Here is an 18,690-nt window from a genome sequence, read left to right as displayed (position 1 = left end):
CTCAGGAAAATCCGTTGCCCTTCATGGCCGCCGCAGCATGGTCGAAAGCGGCGGCCGCCGCCTCGATCGCGACCGCCTGATCGACCCCCGAAAGGCCATCGATGATCCCGACGAAGCTCTGCCAGTTGGAGAGACCGCCGGCCTGCGCGGCGAGATGGCGCGCACCATGGGCCCCGTCGAAGCCGAGGCGCCCGGCCATCTTCACGATCAGGCGGGCACCCAGCGACGAGCCTTCCTGCACGTAGGCGACGCCGATCAGGCTGGAGATGTCTTTTGACAGGTCGAGCGGCCGGATGTCGGGCAGCGCCAGTCCGAGATCGGCGAGATCCCGCCGCATCAACGGCAGCAGCACCGCCGGCCGCCATGCGCCGAAAGCCGCCGGCCAGATGGCTCCGGCGAGATAGGCCTCGACCGCACCGCGATGGGCATAGGAGGCGCGCAGGAATGCCGCATAGCGCGCTTCGCTGTCGATGGGGCCGACGAGCCGGTCGAGCCGCTCATGCGCGGGCCGCGTCCGGTCGCGCAGCAGAAAGCGGAAGGAGGAGGCGGGCATGGGGCGGAACGGGTCGTGCGAAGGCCTTCAGAAATGCCGGCTCGCCGACCGGGATCGGAGAGAGGACGGCAGGGCGGCCAGCCGCACCTGCTACCCCTCAGAAATGCCTCACCTTTGGTAAAGTTCCAAACGCCCTGTGGCTCAGAGAACCGAGGACATGCCCCCGTCGACATAGATGATCTGGCCGTTGACATAGTTCGAGGCGGGCGAGGCTAGGAACACCGCCGTGCCAATCAGCTCGTCCGGCTTGCCCCAGCGGCGCGCCGGCGTGCGGCCCCTGACCCAGGCATCGAAGCTCGGATTGTCGATCAGCGCCTGGTTCATGTCGGTGATCATGTAGCCCGGCCCGATCGCATTGGCCTGGATGCCGGCCTCGGCCCATTCCGCCGCCATGGCCCGCGTCAGCATCTTGATGCCGCCCTTGGCGACCGTGTAGGGCGCCACCGTCGCCCGCGCGAGCTCGCTGGTCAGCGAGCCGATATTGATCACCTTGCCATGGCCGCGCGCGATCATGCGCCTGGCCGCCTCGCGGCCGATCATGAAGGCCGAGGTCAGGTTGGTGTCGATCACGCGCTGCCAGTCGGCGGTGGCGAGCTCGACCATCGGCTTGCGGAACTGGATGCCGGCATTGTTGACGAGGATGTCGACCGCGATGCCCGCAGCGTCGAAGGTGTCGAAGGCCCGGACGATCTGCGCCTCGTCCGTGACGTCGAACGCGGCCGGCTCGGCCGCGTGTCCCGCCGCCTGGAACTGGGACACCGTCTCGGCGACGCGCAGCGGATCGGTGCCGTTGATCAGGATGCGCGCACCGGCGACCGCCAGCCCTTCCGCCATGGCCCGGCCGAGCCCGCGCGAGGAGCCGGTGACGAGGGCGGTCTTGCCCGAGAGGTCGAAGAGGGGATTGGTCATGTCACATCCTCACAGGCTGGAGCGGCGGACGGTCAGGTCCGTGCGCTCGAAGACGGCCGGCAGCAGCTCGACGCCGAGGCCGGGGCCTTCCATCGGCAGGACATAGCCGTTCTCGATCGTTGGCATCGTCGTGACCAGCTCCTTGTACCAGCCGGTGTAGAAGGCGCGCACCGATTCCTGGATCAGCGTGTTGGGCTGGCTGAAGGAGGCGTGGATCGCCGCGATGAACCCGACCGGGCCGATGCAGTCATGCGGCGCGAAGGGGCGGTGATAGGTGTCGGCCATCGCCGCGATCTTGCGGCCTTCGGTCAGTCCGCCGGTCCAGCACAGGTCCGCCATCACGATGTGCATCGCGTCGCGGTCGAGCATGTCCTTGTAGGGGAAGCGCGAGCCCAGCGTTTCGCTGGCGCAGACCGAGACGGTCGTCGCGCGGGCAAACTCCGCCAGCGCCTGCGGCGAGTTCATCCGGATCGGATCCTCGTACCAGGTCGGTTCGTACTGCTCGAGCGCACGGGCGATCTTGATCGCCGTCGGCAGGTTCCAGAGCGAGTGCAACTCGACCATGATCTCGATCTTGTCGCCGACCGCCTTGCGGATCTTCTCAAAGGGTTCACAGGCCTTGCGCATCTGCTCGGGCGTGATGAACAGCCCGTGGTTCTCGATCGCGGCCGGGTCGAAGGGCCAGATCTTCATCGCCGTGATGCCGCTCTCTAGCAGGCTCTCGGCCACCGCATCGGCGCGGTTCATGAAGCCATGGAGGTCTTCATAGGGGCCCTCGCTCAGCCCGAGATTCCAGGTCGAGACCGGCTTGATGTTGTGCGAGCGGACATATCCATAGCCGGCACAGGTGTTGTAGATTCGCTGCCTGTCACGGCACAGCCCGCCTAGCATCTGGTGAACCGGCTGGCCGCAGAGCTTGCCGAAGATGTCCCACAGCGCGATGTCGACCGCCGAGGTCGCCCGCGACTCGACGCCCGTCGAGGCCTGCGCCATCGGCAGGTTCGTCATCTCCCGGTGCAGCGCCTCGATGTGGAGCGGGTCCTTGCCGAGCAGCCGCATGGCGAGCGTATCGTGCAGATGGCTTTCGACGGCGCCCGCGCCATAGAAGGTCTCGCCCAGGCCGATGATGCCGGCATCCGTATGGACGCGCACCCACAGCACATTGGCGAACTCCTCCGTCCGCAGCGTCTCGATGGCGGTGATCTTCAAGGCCTGCCTCCCTGGCGGCGGACGCTCTTCCGCGGCACGAACCGCTGAGCATCGTTGATGAGTGCCAGCCGGCCGCAGCCGTCCGACGAGACGGCCACGACGGCACCGCGAGACCATAGGGCCGCTTGTAAAATATCACAATATGTTTAGGCTCTGCCTGATCGGGGTCGCCCAACGAGCTTCGTCGGAGGAAAACAGATGGCGCAGGGCGCAGGCCGGCCGACCTTGGTGGATGCGGACGATGCGGCCCCCGCGCGGCGCAATCGCGTCAACCTGTTCGAGCTGGCCTACCAGCGCCTCGAGGAGATGCTGGTGCGTTGCGAACTGGCCCCCGGCCGCTTCCTCGCGATGCAGGACCTGCAGGCGATGACCGGATTCGGTCGCACGCCCGTCCACCACGCCGTCAACCGTCTCGCCGCCGATACGCTCATCATCGTCCGCCCGCGCCACGGTTTGCAGATCGCGCCGATCGATCTCGCCCGCGAGCGGGTGCTGCTGCATCTGCGGCGCGACATCGAGCGCTTCGTGATCCGCCTCGCCGCCGAGCGGGCGGGACCCTCCCATCGCAACCAATTGCTGCACATGGAGCGGCTGCTGCGCGAGAAGCGCGACGGGCTGACACTGGCCGAGTTCAACGGCCTCGACCGGCGCATCGATCAGATGGTGCTGGCGGCGGCGGGCGAGCCCTTCCTTGAACACACGCTGCGGCCGCTTCACACGCTGTTCCGGCGCATCGGCTTCCTCTACCACACGCATATCGCCGAGCAGCCGGGGCTCACCGGCACGATCGACCATCATCTCGCCGTGCTGAATGCGATCGCGAACCGCCATGTCGAACGCGCTGTCGTGGCCTCCGACGCGCTGATCGCTTTCGTCGAGACCATGTTCGACGAGATGGAGGCGCGGCTCGATCCCTCGCTGCTCGACTGCAGCGTCGAACCCCTTCTCGCCCCCTGACGGATTTCAACCGCTCGAACCGGAACCGCCGACCATGCGCATCATCTTCCACGGCGAGAACGCCGCTTCCTTCAGCCAAGGCTTTGACGAACTTGTCGGCCCCGAGGCCGAAATCCGCATCCTGCCGGACGCCCTAGAAGCCGCAGCGGACCGCGAAGCCTATGCCGCGGCCGAGGCGATCATCGGGGTCAAGTTCGATGCCGGCCTGCCGATGCCGCATGATCTGCGCCTCTTCCACGTGCCCGGCGCCGGCTATGACGCGGTCGATCTCGCGCGGCTCCCGACCGGGGCAAGCGTCTGCAACTGCTTCGGCCACGAGCAGGCGATCTCGGAATATGTCATGAGCGCGCTGCTGGCCCGCGCCATCCCGCTCGCCGATGCCGACGCTCGGCTGCGCCGCGGCGACTGGGCCTATTGGGCCGGCTCGCCCGATCGGGTCCATGGCGAGATCGCGGGACAGACCATCGGGCTGCTCGGCTTCGGCCATATCGGCAAGGCCATCGCGAGGCGTGCCAAGGCCTTCGAGATGACGGTCCATGTCGCCAACCGCAGCCCGGTCGCGACTTCGGATCTCGTCGACCGCGCTTTCGGCCTCGACGAGCTGGAGGCCTTCTGCGCCTCGGTCGATGCGCTCGTCGTTTCCGTGCCGCTGACGGCCGACACCACCGGCATCGTCGGTCGCGAAGCGCTCGCCGCGATGAGGCACGACAGTGTGATCGTGAATGTCGGCCGCGGTGCCACGATCGACGAAACCGCGCTTTTCGAGGCCCTGCGCGAACGCCGCATCGGCGGCGCGATCATTGACACATGGTATCGCTACCCAAATCCGGGGGAGCCTCATATTTTGCCATCCCGACTGCCTTTCCATGAGCTTTCAAACGTTTTAATGACACCGCACATGTCGGGCTGGACCAGTGGCACCATCCGCCGCCGCCAGCAGGTCATGGCGGACAACATCAGGCGGTGCTTCTCCGGTACCGCTCTCGTCAACGTCGTGCGAGAAGGACAGCCCTGAGTCCCGATCGCCAGCAAACCGGCCATCCGAAGCCGGGGCAACAACACCTGACACCACGCCACACCGAGGAAACGGCACAATGAACCTGATGAAGCATCTCAAGATCGCCGGCACGCTGCTCGCGTTCGGCGCCGGCCTTCTCGCCGCCGGACAGGCCTCGGCGCAGACGCTGGCCGACATCACCAAGCGCGGCAAGGTGCGCATCGGCGTGCTGATCGGCGCCCCCCCCTACGGCTCCGTCGACTCGACCGGCAACGCGATCGGTTACGACGCCGACGTTGCTGCCCTCGTGGCGAAGTATCTCGGCCTGCCGATGGAGGTGGTTCAGCTCACCCCGCCGTCGCGCATCCCGGCGCTCGAGGCGAACAAGGTCGACTTCCTGGTCGCGACGCTGGCCCCGACGCCCGAGCGCGCCAAGGCGGTGATGTTCACCATCCCCTACAGCGCCTTCCAGATGGGCATCTACGCCAAGAAGGGCACGCCCATCAAAACCTGGGCGGACCTGAAGGGCCGCAAGGTCGGCGTCAATCGCGGCTCCAGCGTCGAGCGCGAATTCGTCAACCGTGAGAAGGAGCTGAACCTTACCATCCTGCGCTTCGAGGACGATTCGACCACGATGCAGGCGCTGTTCTCCGGTCAGGTCGACGCCATCGCCGGCCCCGACGCCCAGGCTAACGCCGCCATCAAGGCACGCGGCGAGACCGAGACGGAGGTGAAGTTCTTCTTCGGCATGCAGCCGAACTCGATGACCGTCCGCAAGGACGCCTACGAGCTGAAGCAGTGGCTCAACAACGTGATCTACTACATCAAGCAGAATGGCGAACTGAACGCGATCTCCGAGAAGTGGGTCGGCGGCCCGCTGCCGGCGCTGCCCACCTTCTGATCCCTGCACCGGGCCGGCGCGGATTCGTCCGCGCCGGCCTTTTCATGACCCGCGTCGAGCGCCCAACGGCGGTGCTCCTCGCACCCCGGCGCAGCCCCTGAGCGGGGGAGGAGACCTCCTTGCAGTTCGACCCTGTCCTTGCCGAATCCGACCTGATCATCAGCGGAATCGTGCTGACGCTCTGGCTCTCGGCCGCGGCGATCCTGCTCGGCTGCACGCTCGCCGTGCTGCTGGTGGCGCTGCGCACGCTGGCGGGCCGCTGGGCCGGCATCGTCGTCGACGCCTATGTCGAGCTGATGCGCAACACGCCCTTCCTGATCCAGCTCTTTATGATCTTCTTCGGCCTGCCCCTGCTCGGCATCCGCATGTCCGGCGTCGAGGCGGCCCTGCTGACGATGACGCTCAATCTCGGCGCCTATTCGACCGAAATCATTCGGGCGGGCATCGATTCCATCCACAAATCCCAGCTCGAGGCCGGGCTCTCGCTGGCGCTCTCGCGCCGCCAGGTCTTCCAGTACGTCATGCTGCAGCCGGCTTTCGCGCGGGTCTGGCCGGCGCTGTCGAGCCAGTTCGTGCTGATGATGCTGGCCTCCAGCATCTGCTCCTTCATCTCGGTGCAGGAGCTCTCGGGAGCGGCCGCGCTCGTCGAGCAGCGCACCTTCCGCTCGTTCGAGACCTACATCATCGTCACCGGCGTCTATCTGGTGATGGCGCTGTCGCTGAAGGTCTTCCTGCTCTGGCTCGGCCGCCGGCTGTTCCCGCAGGTCTCGGGCCTCGCCCGGCTCGATGCCAAGGCGGAGGCGGCCTGATGCAGACCTTCGGTTGGCCAGAGGCCCTCTTCATCTTCCGGGCGGCGGGCTGGACCCTGCTGCTCACCGTCATCGCCTTCGCCATCGGCGGCGTCATGGGCGGCGCGCTGGCGATCATGCGCTTGTCGCGGATCGCGCCGATCCGCCATTTCGCCTCCGCCTATATCCTGGTGATCCAGTCCATCCCCGTGCTCATGGTGCTGTTCATGAGCTATTATGGGCTGTCGATCATCGGCATCGAGCTGCCGCCCTTTTTTGCGGCCTCGGCTTCGCTCGCCGTCTATGTCTCGGCCTATCTCGCCGAGATCTGGCGCGGCTCGATCCAGTCGGTGCCGTTCCAGCAATGGGAGGCCTCGGCCTCGCTCGCCCATTCGCCGGCGCAGACCTATCGCTATGTCATCCTGCCCCAGGCGGTGCGCATCTCGCTGCCGCCGACGGTCGGGTTCCTCGTTCAATTGGTCAAGAACACCTCGATCGTCTCGGTCGTCGGCTTCGTCGAGCTCTCCCGCGCGGGGCAGCTCGTCAACAATGCGACCTTCCAGGCCTTCCAGGTCTTCTCGCTGGTGGCGGTGATCTATTTCGCGATCTGTTTCCCGCTGTCCCGGCTCAGCCGCCATCTCGAAAAGGTGATGAATGCCAGCCGTTCTCATTGACGACGTCCACAAGCGCTTCGGCGACCTCGAGGTCCTGAAGGGCGTCTCTCTCAACGTCGAGAGCGGCCAGGTCGTCGCGCTCATCGGCCGCTCGGGCTCGGGCAAGAGCACGCTGCTGCGCTGCATCAACGGTCTCGAGGCGATCAATTCCGGTCGCATCGAGGTCGCCGGCCATGTCGTCGACCAGGACCCGAAGAAGCTGCGCGAGCTGCGCAAGGACGTCGGCATCGTCTTCCAGAGCTACAACCTCTTCCCGCATCTGACGGTCGGGCAGAACATCATGCTCTCGCCGCGCATCACCCAGAATGTGCCGCAGGACAAGGCGGCCGAACGCGCCCGCGAGGTGCTGGCCCAGGTCGGTCTCTCCGAGAAGTTCGACAGCTATCCGGACAATCTGTCCGGTGGTCAGCAGCAGCGCGTCGCCATCGCCCGCTCGCTGGCGATGCGCCCCAAGGTCATGCTGTTCGACGAGGTGACCTCGGCGCTCGACCCCGAGCTGACCGGCGAGGTGCTGCTCGTGATGGAGAAGCTGGCGAAGGACGGCATGACCATGCTGCTCGTCACCCATGAGATGAACTTCGCCCGCACCGTCGCGAGCACGACGGTGTTCATGCATCAGGGCAAGATCTGGGAGAGCGGCCCCTCGCAGGAGCTCTTCGCAAACCCGCAGACGCCGGAACTGCGCAACTTCGTCACCGCCGGGACGAAATGAGGTTGATGGGCGCTCCCCGCAGGGAGCGCCTGCCCTGCTCTCAGGCCGCCAGCGACAGCGCGCCCTCCCGGGCGATGCCCGCCTGCCGCAGCGCCGCGCCGATCCGCGCGATCTCGGCCTCCGGCAGCTTCATCAGCGGCGGCCGCACCACCGCTTTGTCGAGCCGCCCGAGGAGCACCAGCGCCTCCTTCATGCGGTTGTGCATGTCGAGGAAGGGCGGGGCGTAGAAGGCCTGCGACAGCGGCACGATGCGATCATTGACCGCCTGAGCCGCCGTCAGATCACCCGCCTGGACCGCCCGCCACAGCGCCACCTGCAGATCGGCGATGACGCTGCCCGAGCCCGAGAGCAGCCCGTTGCAGCCGAGCGTCAGCGAGGCCATCAGCCAGGAGGAATGGGTGGTGAGCACATTCACCGGGCGAGGCAGGGCCTGGAACGTCCGGATGTGCTTCTCGTGCAGCATCGGATCGTTCGACCAGTCCTTGATCGCCGCGATCGTCGGCACCGCCTCGAACAGGGCGAGCAGCGTCTCGAACGGATAACCCAGCCCGCCGCCCATCGGATACTGGAAGGCGATGATCGGCAGATCCGTGGCGTCGGCGATCCGCCGGTAATGCGCGATCGCCATCTCCGGCCGCAACTGCCCGCCCATCGCCATGCTGTTGGGCGGAAAGACCAGCAGGGCCGAGGCGCCCTCGCGCGCCGCCATCGCCGCCAGCCGGGCCGCCTCGATCGAGCCATCGGCATAGATGCCGTTGATCAGCGGCACCCGGTCGCCGACCTCGGCCAGCGACGCCGCCAGGATCTGCTGCTGCTCGTCGAAGGAGCAGGCATGCACCTCGGAGGCATGGCCGTTCACGGTGACCGCGCTGACCCCGTCGACCAGCGCGCAATCGCGCAGATGGCGGCGCGTCTGGCACTCGTCGATGCTCATGTCGTCATGGAGTGCGATTAGCGTCGCCGGGATCACGCCGGCAGGCCGGAAGTCCTTGAAGCGAGGCATGGCCGTCTCCTGTTGTCGGCGGGTCAGTCGTTCCAGATGCCGCCGGTGACGCTGATGGTTTCGCCGGTGATGTAGTCTGCCTCGTCCGAGGCGAGGAACGCCACCGTCTTGGCGATGTCGGAAGGCAGCCCCGCGCGGCGCAGCGGGATCGTCTTGGCGCGGTCCTTCGCGGTCGGCAGCCCTTCGGCCGCGCGCTGGATCTCGGATTCGTCGCGCATCTTGGTCTCGACGATCAGCCCCGGCGCGACCGCGTTCACCCGGATGCCGTATTCGCCGATCTCGAGCGCCAGGGACTGCGTCAGCGACACCACCGCGAATTTCGAGGCGCAATAGGCGCCATAGGCCGCCACGCCCGACTTGCCCATCCAGGACGCGATGTTGACGATGGCGCCGCGGCGGCGCTCGACCATGCCGGGCGCGATCTGCCGCGTGACATGGAACAGCCCGTCGACATTGATGCCGAAGGTCGCCTTCCACTCCGCCTCGCTGGTCTCCAGCAGCTTGCCGACCTTGCAGATGCCGGCATTGTTGACGAGGATATCGATCGGCCCGAGCGCCTCCTTCAGCGCGCCGATGCCGGCCGCGACATCCTCCCGCGACGAGACGTCCCCGGCCGCCACCACGACTCGGCCGCCCTGCGCGGAGAGTGCGTCCGCCGTGGCCTGCGCCGCCGCACGGTCGAGGTCGAAGATGCCGACCTCGCAGCCCTCCGCCACGAGTCGCGCCGCGATCGCCCGTCCGATGCCGTGCGCTCCTCCGGTGACGATCGCCTTGCGGCCGTTCAATCCATACATCTGTCAGTCCTGTGCCTTGGATCAGCGTTCGATCTTGGGTTTGCGGTCGCCGCGGGCGGTCCAGCCGCCATCGACGACCATGACGGTGCCGGTGCAGAACGAGGCGTCGTCGCTGGCGAGCCAGAGCATCGCCTGGGCGATCTCGACCGGCTGGCCGAGCCGCTCCATCGCCTGGCGCTCCTCGAGGCCCCGGCGCAGTTCCGCGCCGTCCGGCCCGCTCAGAATGCGGGTGAAATAGGGCGACTCGATCGTGCCCGGCGCCACCGCATTGATGCGGATCTTCTGGTCAACATGGTCCACCGCCATGGCCCGCGTCAGCGCCGCCACAGCCCCCTTCGAGGCGACATAGGCCGCGCGGTCGTGGATGCCGACATTCGCCACCGCCGAAGCCGTATTGACGATCGCGCCGCCGCCCTGCCGCGCCATCACGGGGATCGCATGCTTGCAGCCGAGGAAGACGCCGTTGACGTTGACCGCCATCAGCGCATTCCAGTCGGCCTCCGCCGTCGTGACCACGGTCCCAGCGATGCCGTAGCCCGCATTGTTCACGAGGATGTCGAGCCGGCCGTGATCGGCGACCGCTTTCGCGATCATCCCCGCGACCTCGGCATCCCGGCTGACATCGACCTGATGCGCCGAAGCCCGGCCGCCCTGCCCCGCGATCTCGGAGGCGACGCGCTGAGCGGCCGCGACATCGCGATCCGCGACGATGACGGTCGCCCCCTCGCGGGCAAAGAGGACACAGGCCGCATGGCCGATGCCGGAGCCGCCGCCGGTGATGATCGCGATCTTGCCTGTGAGCTTCATGGCCTTGGCCTCCCTTCGAGGACCCCGCGGCGATCCCGGCGCTCAGCGCTCACATCATCACCACGGGACAAAAATGCTGATCGACCGCCGCCAGAAGGGCCTGCGCGACGATCCAGGACGATTTCGGGTTGGTCGGCGAAGGCTGGTTGGCAATCTCGAGCGACATCGTCCCGAATTCGCTGCTCGCCCTGACGACATGCGTGTTCCCGCTCGCAGCGGGATCGCAGACGACGTCGACGCCCGTCGCCTCGAATCCCGGCCCCGCCAGGGCGAGCGCCGCCGCGACTTTGAGGTTCTGCGGGTAGCGCGCCGCCGCCTCGCGCGCCGTGCCGGAGAACAAGGTCACCGGCACGGCGAGCGCGGCCGGATCATGGCCGAGGGCGCGCAACTCGGCAGCCCAGGCGGCGGGCGGCTTGCGCGATTCATAGCGCAGCTCAAGCTGCTTGGCGTGGCACACGGCCCTGACATAGTCGAGCCCGCCGAGCGCGCCCGAGGCGAGGAGGAGCCGCCCGCCGCCGCGGCGCGCCGCCGCGACGAGATCGGCGTAGAGGGCGTCATCATGAAGCGCGCCGATCGACGAGATCAGCACGGGCAGCCCAAGCGCCAGGCAGGCCGGCACGCTCTCGCGCACCGCCCCATGACCCGCCGCCTCGATGACGAGATCCGGCGCGAAGGCCGCGACCGCGTCGGAGCCGTCCAGGATGGGCATGTCCTTCGGCACGCGACCGGCCGAGGACGAACCCGGCCGCAGCAGCACGGCCAGCGCATAGCCGGGCTCACGCGCCACCCTCAGCGCCTCGGCAATATCGCCGGCAATGGCGCCATAGCCTATGAGGACGACCCGGCGCGCGCTCATGCCAGTTCGCCGATCCATTCGACGACCTTGGCCGTGAAGGCGTCGGGCCGCGAGACGGGGAAGAAATGCCCGCCCGAGTCGAGCAGGATCGAGCGCCCGCCCGGCAGCGCTGCCGCCAGTTCTTCCTGCAGGAAGGAGGGTACGATCATGTCGTCGCGCGCACCCAGAACCAGCGTCGGCATCGGCAGGGCGGCGATGTCGGCCGAGCCGTCGAAGGAGAGCAGCGCATCGATGCGTTCGCGCACGACCTGCCGGGCTTCCGGCGTGACGGGCGCGGCCGCGATGGCGGCCTCGTAGACGCCCCAGTTCGCCTCCAGCCAGGCCGGCGGATAGGAGATCAGGACGGCGGTCGCGGCATAGGCCTGCGGATTCTCGGCGAGAATGGCCCGCCGTGCCCCGAACAGCGCGCCCATATAATGGCTCGGCTTCAGCCAAGTGGCGCTGAGGATCAACCCGTCGAGCCGCTCCGGCGCGATCCGCCCGAGCGCCTGGCCGATGCAGCCGCCGGTGGAATGGCCGAGCAGGACGGCCCGTTCGACGCCCGCCGCGTCGAGCACGCTCAGGCCGTCGCGCGCGAGCTGATCGATCGTGCAGGTTGCGCTGCCCCGCGTGCTCGCGCCGATGCCGCGCTGATCGAACCGGATCACCCGGAAGGAGCGCGCGAGCGTCGCCGTAGTGCCTTTCCAGAACCCTGCCGTGCCACCGAGCCCGCTGACCAGCAGCAGCGCCGGTCCCGCCCCCTCCACGAAGGCCTGCAACACGGCGCCATCCGGCGTCGTGACGGTGAAGGCGCCGGACGCGCCGGTCGGAGACGCCGCGCTCATTGCAGCGGCGAATAGACGACGGGCGTCAGAATGCGCGAGTTCTGGATGTCGATCAGCCCGTCGACGCGCTTGAGATAGTCCTGCCAGCGCGGGTCGGCCAGCATCGTCTTGCGCTTGGCGGCGCGCTCATCGAGGCTGTTGTAGCTCCACAGCGCGACGACATGGTTGAGCTCGCCGATCTCCGTGGTGAAATAGGCGATGAAGGTGCCCAGATGCTCCTTCTGCAGCGGCAGCCCGTACTCGCCATAGAGCTTCACGAACTCGGCCAGCTTGCCGGCCTTGATCCGATAGTCGCGCTCTTCATAGATCATCGTCTGTCTCGCTCTCGCTTCGCCGCCGTCACCAGCGGAGTGGTCCCACGACCATCAGCCATACATGACCTTGGGCAGCCAGGTCGCCAGCGCCGGGAAGAACAGCAGCAGGCCGAGTACCACGAGCTGACACAGGATGAAGGGGATCACGCCCCAGTACATGTCCTGCAGCCGGATGCTCGGCGGCGCAATCGCCCGCAGATAGAAGATCGACGGCGACATCGGCGGCGTCAGATAGCTCGTCTGCAGCATCACCAGCAGCACGACCGCGAACCAGAGCGGGTCGATGCCGAAGCCCTTCACCAGCGGGATCGCGATCGGCACGATGATCAGGATGATCGAGATCGAATCCACCAGGAAGCCGAGGATGAAGGCGACGAAGAGGATGACGGTGATCACGGACCAGGGCGACAATCCGAAGGCGTCGAGGATGCCCTTGGTGGCGGCCATCCCGCCCGAGGCGAAGAAGACACCGGAGAACATCCCGCCCGCGAGCACGATCGCGAGGATCATCGCGGTCAGCGAGACCGTCTGCTTGCAGGCCTGGAACAGCAGCGACCAGGTCAGGCGCCGATAGAGGATGGCGAGCAGAATGACGCCGAAGGAACCGCAGGCGGCCGCTTCCGTCGGTGTCGCCAGCCCCATGAACAGCGTGCCGAGCACGGTGAAGATCAGGAAGGCGGGCGGCACGAGCGCGCTCAGCGTGAAGCGGATCTTCTCGGCCAGGCCGCGCGGATCGGGTTCGGGATCCGGAGGGGCGAGATGCGGCCTCGCCGCGCACGCGATAAGGATATAGGCGATGAACAGGCCCGACATCAGCAGGCCCGGGAACAGGATTCCCGCCAGAAGATCGCCGATCGGCAGCGTCGCGATCGGCGCTAGCACCACCACGGGAACCGATGGCGGGATGATCGTGCCCAGCGACCCGCCGGCGCAGATTGTGCCCGAGATCAGCTTGTTGTCGTAATGGCGCTTCATCATCGCCGGAATGGCGAGCATGCCGACCAGCGTCTCGGTTGCGCCGACGACGCCGCTGGCCGCCGCGAAGATGGTGCACATCAGCAGCGCCGCGATCGCCAGCCCGCCCGGCAGCCGCCGCGTCCACATATAGAGCGCGTCGAACAGGCGCTCGGCGATGCCGGCCCGCTCGAGGATTGAGCCCATGAAGATGAAGAGCGGGATCGCGCCCAGAACGTAATTGGTCGCGATGTCGTCGATACGCTGGGCGAACTGGTGCACCAGCGTGCCGCCGAAACGCATCAGGCCGAAGCCGAGCGCCGCGATCATCATCGAGAAGGCGACGGGGAAGCCGAGGAAGATCAGCCCCAGCAGGGCCGGGAACATCCACAGGACGGTCTGGGAGGTCATCGGGCCGGGCTTTCCGTCGTGCGGCCGAAGACGACCAGCAGATTTTCGATCGCCTTCGCGAAGCATTGCAGGGCGAACAGCGCAAATCCGATCACGTAGATCACGCGATAGGGCCAGATCGGCGGGTTCCAGGCCGAAAGCCCCGTGCCCTCACCCGTCCGGTAGACGCTCGCCACATTGCCGACCAATGCGTTGGTCAGCCAGGCCAGCAGCCCCGCCATGATGAGGTAGCCGACCGCGTCGATGCCGGCGACGGCCCGGCGCGGCAGCACCTGATGAATGAAATCGACGTTCACGTGCTGGTCCATCAGCACGGCATAGGACAGGCCGAGCAGGAAGATGGTGCCCATCATCATGTAGCTGAGCTCGAAGGCCCATTGCGTCGGCGCGGCGAAGGCGTAGCGGCTGACGACCTCGAACACCATGGCCAGCACCAGCGGGACGACGACGAGCGCCCCCAAGCGCCCCGACCAGAGCGACAGCGCATTGATGAAACGGACGACGGGCATGGCAACCTCGCGCAGGAGGGCCCGTGGCGGCGACCGCGAGGGCCGCCGCCGCGGGCGGAAGGTCAGCGCGAGCCGACGGCGAAACGGAACTCGCTCAGCGGCTTGACGCTCGCCATGAAGGCCTTCTGGCTCTCATAGGCCTTCTTGAACCAGGCATTCGACGCCGCCTGCTTCTCGGCCCACTCGCCGGACGCCTTGACCACGGCCGCGGTCAGGCTCGGCTCGACCTGGATCACCTCGATATTGCTCGCCTTGATCTGCTTGTAGGCGTCGAGATCGCTCTTGGCGTAGCCGAGATAGGTGTCGAGCACCGTCAGGCGGCCGGCCAGTTCGAGCAGCTGCTTGTCCTTGTCGCCGATCTTGGCCCAGGTCGCGTTGTTGAAGATGCAGTCATGCGCGCCCGACGGCGCATGCAGGCCCGGCATGATGATGTACTTCGCGACCTTGTGGAAACCTTCCGACAGGTTGCTGCCCGGCCCACCCCACTCGATCGCGTCGACGACCTTGCGCTCGAGCGCGCTGAACACTTCCGAGCCCGGCAGGACGACCGTCGAGGCGCCGAGCATCGGCGCGATCTCGGCCCAGGAGGAGGAGGTCCGCAGCTTGAGGCCCTTCATGTCTTCGACCGTGCGGATCGGCTTGTGGGAATGCATGAAGAACTCGGTCTCCAGCACGCCGCAGGGGAAGGCGACGACGTCGAACTTCTCCTTGCGCCACTGCTTCCAGAGGTCGGCCCCGCCGCCATTGTAGAGCCACATCATCATCTCTTCCGGGTTCGGCCCCGCCGACCAGCCGGAGAAGATGGCGCCCGTGCGGTCGACCGCCCAGTCATAGCCCGGCCAGGCATGGCCCATATCGGCGACGCCCTTCTGCACGGTCTCGGTAACCTTCAGCGCCGGGCCGAGCGCACCGGCCGGGAAGACGTTGATCTTGATCCGCCCCTCGGTCATGCGCTCGACATTCTCGGCATACTTCTTGGCGCCGATGTCGAGCCAGTGCCCGCCCGCCCAGGGCGTCGCCATGTTGAGTTCCATCTTGTTCTGCGCCAGCGCGCCCTGCGAACCCAGCACGAGGCTGGCGGCGGTGGCGATCATGGCGGCGATGGTCTTGAATCCGGTCATGGTGTGGCCTTTCCCTCTGTTGTGATGTTGGTCGTTTCACAGGCAACCCAGGCCTGCCGCACCGACCGGCCTTGATGGCCCGTACCGGCACGAGGACGCTGTCTTCGTCACAGGCAGGCGCTCCCGTGCGCCCCGCCTCCTCTTCCGGCCGCCTCCTCAGCCGGCCTGACGTCACGCCCCGGACGAACAGGCCAGAGGGCGAAGCAACTCATATATTGCCGGGCACCAACAGGCTCCGGCTGTGGGACTGGCAGACGCAAGGATTACGCCAACCACCCTGCGAGACCCCCTCCAGAAATGGATCACCGCCAGCTTCATCGAAATGACCGTTGGCCGCCAGCCGCCGGTCACGCCGATGCGTCATATATCAACACGCAGCCCAACCCGCCGCAAGATTGATCCAGATCAAAGTCGGGAACGGTCTTGTTGTGCGCCGCGAGACGAGAGGTGAGATCGCACCGGCTCTGCGTCTGGGCGGGTTGCCAAGCCGACATGGCGTCGGCAGACAGGACGAAGGCATCGGTGCGGTGGGGCAGCATGGATACCGGGCAGAAGCGTCTTGCAGCGTTGCGGCATCTCCTGGCGCAGGCGCATGAGAAGCTGGGGCTGAAGCTCGGCTTCCGGCTCTGGGATGGCAGCGTCGTCCCGGCGACATGGCCACGAGACGGGCTCGCCATTGCGATCCGCGACCCCGGCGCCGTTGCGGCCCTGATCCGCAAGCCGAAGCTCGACACGCTGCTGAACCTGCATGTGACCGACCGCATCGCGCTGGAAAACGGCTCGGTCTTCGATCTCGCCGCCGCACGCCCCGAAGGCAAGATCGGCCGGCTGGCGCGCACCATCCCGAAGGGCGCCGTTTTCGACGTCCTGCGCCGCTTCCTCTTCGCGCCGGGCGCGGCCCCGGACGCGGTCGACCACAAGCGGGGCGACGAGATCGCCCGCGACGGCGCGCCGGCGACCAACAAGGCCAACATCGCCTATCATTACGACGTCTCGAACGCCTTCTACCGGCTCTTTCTCGATGCCGAGATGGTCTACACCTGCGCCTACTTCACCGAGGACCATGGCGATCTCGACCGCGCCCAGCGCGACAAGCTCGACATGATCTGTCGCAAACTGCGCCTGAAGCCCGGCGACCGCCTGCTCGACATCGGCTGCGGCTGGGGCGCGCTGGTCTGCCATGCCGCGCAGCATTACGGCGTCGAGGCCCATGGCGTGACGCTCGCCGAGGAGCAGCTGGCTCTGGCCCGCGAGAAGGTCGAGCGGCTCGGGCTGCAGGGGCGCGTGACGCTACACCTCAAGGACTTTACCCAGATGGAGGGCGAATTCGACAAGATCTCGTCCATCGGCATGTTCGAGCATGTCGGCATCCGCAACCACCCCACTTACTTCAAGGCGGTGAACCGGCTGCTGAAGCCGCGCGGGCTCTATCTGCATCACAGCATTTCGCGCCGCGCCAAGAAGACCGACAAAGCCTTCAACAAGATGCCGGCCGAGTACCGCGCGCTGGTGCGCTACATCTTCCCCGGCGGCGAACTCGACCATCTCGGCATGTCGATCGCCAATCTCGAGCGCCATGGCTTCGAGATCCACGACGTCGAAGGCTGGCGCGAGCACTACCAGCGCACGACACGGCTCTGGTGGGAGCGGCTGCAGGCCAACCGCGCTCAGGCCGAGGCGGAGATCGGGCCGGAGCGCACGAGGATGTGGCTGCTCTACCTTGCGGGCTGCTCGCTCGCCTTCGAGCGCGGTGGCGCGCTGGTCAACCAGACGCTGGCCTCGAAGCGCCGCAAGGGCGCCTCGGGCCTGCCGCTGACGCGGACGGATCTGTATCGCTAGAGGCGCCCCCGGACGTTGCTCGGGCTCGACCCGGGCTTCGCCCGAAAACGGCGCCCGGCCTACTTCTTCACGAACAGGTCGAGCTTCCCGTAATGCTCGGCGAGAAGGTAGTAGAAGGTCAGGCGCGACTTGGTCTTGTCGGCCTTCATGTGCTCGCAGATCGCCTTCAGCGAGGCGTCGAGATCCGCGGATTTGAGGCCCAGTTTCTTCTTCAGGAAGTTCTCGCGGACGCGCTCCAGCTCGGCGGCGTCGGAACAGGCGACGTAGCGGGTGTCGGGCTTGCTCATCACCAGTGCGTAGGACTTCGCCATGCCGGCGAAGGCCGCCTCATTGAGCGGCTTCTTGGCGAATTTCTTGACGTCGGCCAGATGGTCCATCGTGAGCCCCTCTTGCTCCGAGCGGCGCCGCGCCCGGTTGTGTCTATCGCGCGACCAAACGTTAACGCGGATTAACGCGCTGTCGATAGGCACAGGCCCGCACGGGCGCATTTTTGACCCAGCGCAACATTCGGCCGGGATGCATCAGAAGGATGGCACCTGCGCGCCGCTGGCGCTTGAGGCAGAACCTCCGGAATGCTGCGATGCAGCATCGACCGGAGACGATATGACGATGAAGCCCACCCTCCTCATGGCCCCGAAGATGCCAGCCGGGCTGGTGGCGCGGTTGCAGCAGGACTACGTCGTGCTGGGTCCGATGGATCGGCCCGTTCCCGAGGCCCTGCCGCCGGGCGCGCAGGCCGCACGCGTGCTTCTGACCGTCGGTGGCTGGCGCACGGACGCTGCCTTGATCGATGCCCTGCCCCATCTCGGCCTGATCGCCTGCTACGGCACGGGCATCGAAGGAGTCGATCAGGCACATGCCAAGTCCCACGGCATCCTCCTCAGCAACGCGGCCGACGCCAATGCCGACGCGGTGGCGGAATTCGCGATCGGCCTGATGCTTGCCAGCGTGCGCCAGATCGGCAAGGGCGACCGCTTCATTCGCGCCGGGCGCTGGCAGGGCAACGCCGTCGAGCGCATGCCGATCGTGCCGGGGCTCCGGGGACGCCGGCTCGGCATCTACGGGCTGGGTGCCATCGGGACCCGTATTGCCGCCATCGCGACCGCACTGGGCATGGAGATCGCCTATCATAACCGCTTACGGCGCGCGGAACTGCCCTATCGCTATGAGGGCAGCCTCACCGGGCTCGCGGAATGGTCTGATGTGCTGATGGTCGCGGTGCGCGCCAGCGCCGAGAACCGCCATGCCGTGAATGCAGAAGTCCTGAAGGCGCTTGGGCCGCAGGGCCATCTGATCAACATTTCGCGCGGCATCGCCGTGGACGAGGAGGCACTCTGCGACGCGCTGGAACAGGGCGTCATCGCAGGCGCCGGACTCGACGTCTTCGAGGTGGAGCCGCATGTGCCGGACCGTCTCAAGGCGCTCGACAACGCCGTGCTGACGCCGCACATCGCCGCCATGGCCGACAGCGCCCAGGCGGCCCAGCAGGCGCTCCTACTGCGCAATCTCGAGGCCTTCTTCTCGGGGCAGCCATTGCCCTCGGGCGTGCCGCTCTAGC

21 protein-coding genes are annotated in these 18,690 nt (G+C 67.0%); 8 read left to right on the top strand and 13 right to left on the bottom strand.

The annotated features are described in order from the left end of the window. Nucleotide 1: 1 nt before the first annotated feature. The 3 genes from AX750_RS13590 to AX750_RS13580 form a co-directional block, all read right to left on the bottom strand. Complete coding sequence (locus AX750_RS13590) at nt 2-553, bottom strand: biliverdin-producing heme oxygenase (protein ID WP_066722959.1); 552 nt, start codon at nt 551-553, stop codon at nt 2-4. Nucleotides 554-694: 141 nt separating this feature from the next. Beyond that, nucleotides 695-1,462, bottom strand: coding sequence for an SDR family oxidoreductase (locus tag AX750_RS13585; RefSeq protein WP_066722962.1), 768 nt, complete (start codon nt 1,460-1,462; stop codon nt 695-697). A 9-nt stretch (nt 1,463-1,471) separates the two neighbouring features. Further along, nucleotides 1,472-2,671 carry a mandelate racemase/muconate lactonizing enzyme family protein gene (locus AX750_RS13580; RefSeq protein WP_066722965.1) on the bottom strand — a complete coding sequence of 400 codons (1,200 nt, stop codon included), beginning with the start codon at nt 2,669-2,671 and terminating at the stop codon, nt 1,472-1,474. 198 nt (nt 2,672-2,869) lie between these two features. Here AX750_RS13580 and AX750_RS13575 point away from each other — a divergent pair, with 198 nt between their 5' ends. From AX750_RS13575 to AX750_RS13550, 6 genes are all read left to right on the top strand, one after another. Further along, entirely contained in the window at nt 2,870-3,628 is a 759-nt protein-coding gene (locus AX750_RS13575; protein WP_066722968.1) for a GntR family transcriptional regulator, read from the top strand. A gap of 34 nt (nt 3,629-3,662) precedes the next feature. After that, complete coding sequence (locus AX750_RS13570; protein ID WP_066722971.1) at nt 3,663-4,643, top strand: 2-hydroxyacid dehydrogenase; 981 nt, start codon at nt 3,663-3,665, stop codon at nt 4,641-4,643. Between the two features lie 79 nt (nt 4,644-4,722). Next, nucleotides 4,723-5,526 carry a transporter substrate-binding domain-containing protein gene (locus AX750_RS13565; RefSeq protein WP_066722974.1) on the top strand — a complete coding sequence of 268 codons (804 nt, stop codon included), beginning with the start codon at nt 4,723-4,725 and terminating at the stop codon, nt 5,524-5,526. Nucleotides 5,527-5,645: 119 nt separating this feature from the next. After that, on the top strand, nt 5,646-6,335 hold the full coding sequence (locus tag AX750_RS13560; protein ID WP_066722977.1) for an amino acid ABC transporter permease: 690 nt from the start codon (nt 5,646-5,648) through the stop codon (nt 6,333-6,335). Beyond that, nucleotides 6,335-6,988: an amino acid ABC transporter permease gene (locus AX750_RS13555; protein ID WP_066722980.1), complete on the top strand. Its 654-nt coding sequence runs from the start codon at nt 6,335-6,337 to the stop codon at nt 6,986-6,988. The genes AX750_RS13560 and AX750_RS13555 overlap by 1 nt, the downstream gene beginning before the upstream one ends. Continuing rightward, nucleotides 6,969-7,700 carry an amino acid ABC transporter ATP-binding protein gene (locus AX750_RS13550; RefSeq protein ID WP_066722984.1) on the top strand — a complete coding sequence of 244 codons (732 nt, stop codon included), beginning with the start codon at nt 6,969-6,971 and terminating at the stop codon, nt 7,698-7,700. Before AX750_RS13555 ends, AX750_RS13550 begins: the two co-directional genes overlap by 20 nt. Nucleotides 7,701-7,740: 40 nt before the next feature. Here the strand turns inward: AX750_RS13550 and AX750_RS13545 are convergent, their stop codons facing one another. The 9 genes from AX750_RS13545 to dctP all read right to left on the bottom strand — a co-directional run bounded on the left by AX750_RS13545 (nt 7,741) and on the right by dctP (nt 15,293). After that, nucleotides 7,741-8,703 (bottom strand): dihydrodipicolinate synthase family protein, encoded by a 963-nt coding sequence (locus tag AX750_RS13545; RefSeq protein ID WP_066722986.1) that lies wholly within the window; start codon nt 8,701-8,703, stop codon nt 7,741-7,743. A gap of 23 nt (nt 8,704-8,726) precedes the next feature. Then, complete coding sequence (locus AX750_RS13540) at nt 8,727-9,497, bottom strand: SDR family NAD(P)-dependent oxidoreductase (RefSeq protein WP_066722987.1); 771 nt, start codon at nt 9,495-9,497, stop codon at nt 8,727-8,729. Between the two features lie 21 nt (nt 9,498-9,518). Next, the gene (locus AX750_RS13535; protein WP_066722990.1) at nt 9,519-10,304 is read right to left on the bottom strand and encodes an SDR family oxidoreductase; all 786 of its coding nucleotides are present in this window, start codon (nt 10,302-10,304) and stop codon (nt 9,519-9,521) included. 49 nt (nt 10,305-10,353) lie between these two features. Then, the gene (locus AX750_RS13530; protein WP_066722993.1) at nt 10,354-11,160 is read right to left on the bottom strand and encodes an aspartate dehydrogenase; all 807 of its coding nucleotides are present in this window, start codon (nt 11,158-11,160) and stop codon (nt 10,354-10,356) included. Next, on the bottom strand, nt 11,157-11,984 hold the full coding sequence (locus AX750_RS13525; RefSeq protein ID WP_066723001.1) for an alpha/beta fold hydrolase: 828 nt from the start codon (nt 11,982-11,984) through the stop codon (nt 11,157-11,159). The genes AX750_RS13530 and AX750_RS13525 overlap by 4 nt, the downstream gene beginning before the upstream one ends. Beyond that, nucleotides 11,981-12,295 carry an NIPSNAP family protein gene (locus AX750_RS13520; protein ID WP_066723003.1) on the bottom strand — a complete coding sequence of 105 codons (315 nt, stop codon included), beginning with the start codon at nt 12,293-12,295 and terminating at the stop codon, nt 11,981-11,983. The genes AX750_RS13525 and AX750_RS13520 overlap by 4 nt, the downstream gene beginning before the upstream one ends. 54 nt (nt 12,296-12,349) lie before the next feature. Then, entirely contained in the window at nt 12,350-13,663 is a 1,314-nt protein-coding gene (locus AX750_RS13515) for a TRAP transporter large permease subunit (RefSeq protein ID WP_066723005.1), read from the bottom strand. After that, entirely contained in the window at nt 13,660-14,172 is a 513-nt protein-coding gene (locus tag AX750_RS13510; RefSeq protein WP_066723007.1) for a TRAP transporter small permease subunit, read from the bottom strand. The genes AX750_RS13515 and AX750_RS13510 overlap by 4 nt, the downstream gene beginning before the upstream one ends. A 62-nt stretch (nt 14,173-14,234) precedes the next feature. Beyond that, the gene (gene dctP / locus AX750_RS13505) at nt 14,235-15,293 is read right to left on the bottom strand and encodes a TRAP transporter substrate-binding protein DctP (protein WP_066723010.1); all 1,059 of its coding nucleotides are present in this window, start codon (nt 15,291-15,293) and stop codon (nt 14,235-14,237) included. A 537-nt stretch (nt 15,294-15,830) separates the two neighbouring features. Here dctP and AX750_RS13495 point away from each other — a divergent pair. Next, complete coding sequence (locus AX750_RS13495) at nt 15,831-17,132, top strand: class I SAM-dependent methyltransferase (RefSeq protein WP_066723012.1); 1,302 nt, start codon at nt 15,831-15,833, stop codon at nt 17,130-17,132. A gap of 59 nt (nt 17,133-17,191) precedes the next feature. Here the strand turns inward: AX750_RS13495 and AX750_RS13490 are convergent, their stop codons facing one another. Next, nucleotides 17,192-17,509: a DUF2853 family protein gene (locus AX750_RS13490; protein ID WP_066723013.1), complete on the bottom strand. Its 318-nt coding sequence runs from the start codon at nt 17,507-17,509 to the stop codon at nt 17,192-17,194. A gap of 232 nt (nt 17,510-17,741) precedes the next feature. On the opposite strand from AX750_RS13490, the gene AX750_RS13485 reads away from it, so the two are divergent. After that, entirely contained in the window at nt 17,742-18,689 is a 948-nt protein-coding gene (locus AX750_RS13485) for an NAD(P)-dependent oxidoreductase (RefSeq protein ID WP_066723061.1), read from the top strand. Nucleotide 18,690 lies beyond the last annotated feature (1 nt).

The organism is Methylobacterium sp. CCH7-A2 (assembly GCF_001557075.1).
In the GTDB taxonomy this organism is placed as follows: Bacteria; Pseudomonadota; Alphaproteobacteria; order Rhizobiales; family Beijerinckiaceae; genus Allobosea; species Allobosea massiliensis.
Note: the sequence above shows the minus strand (reverse complement) of the source record. Positions and strands in the feature narration are given on the sequence as shown.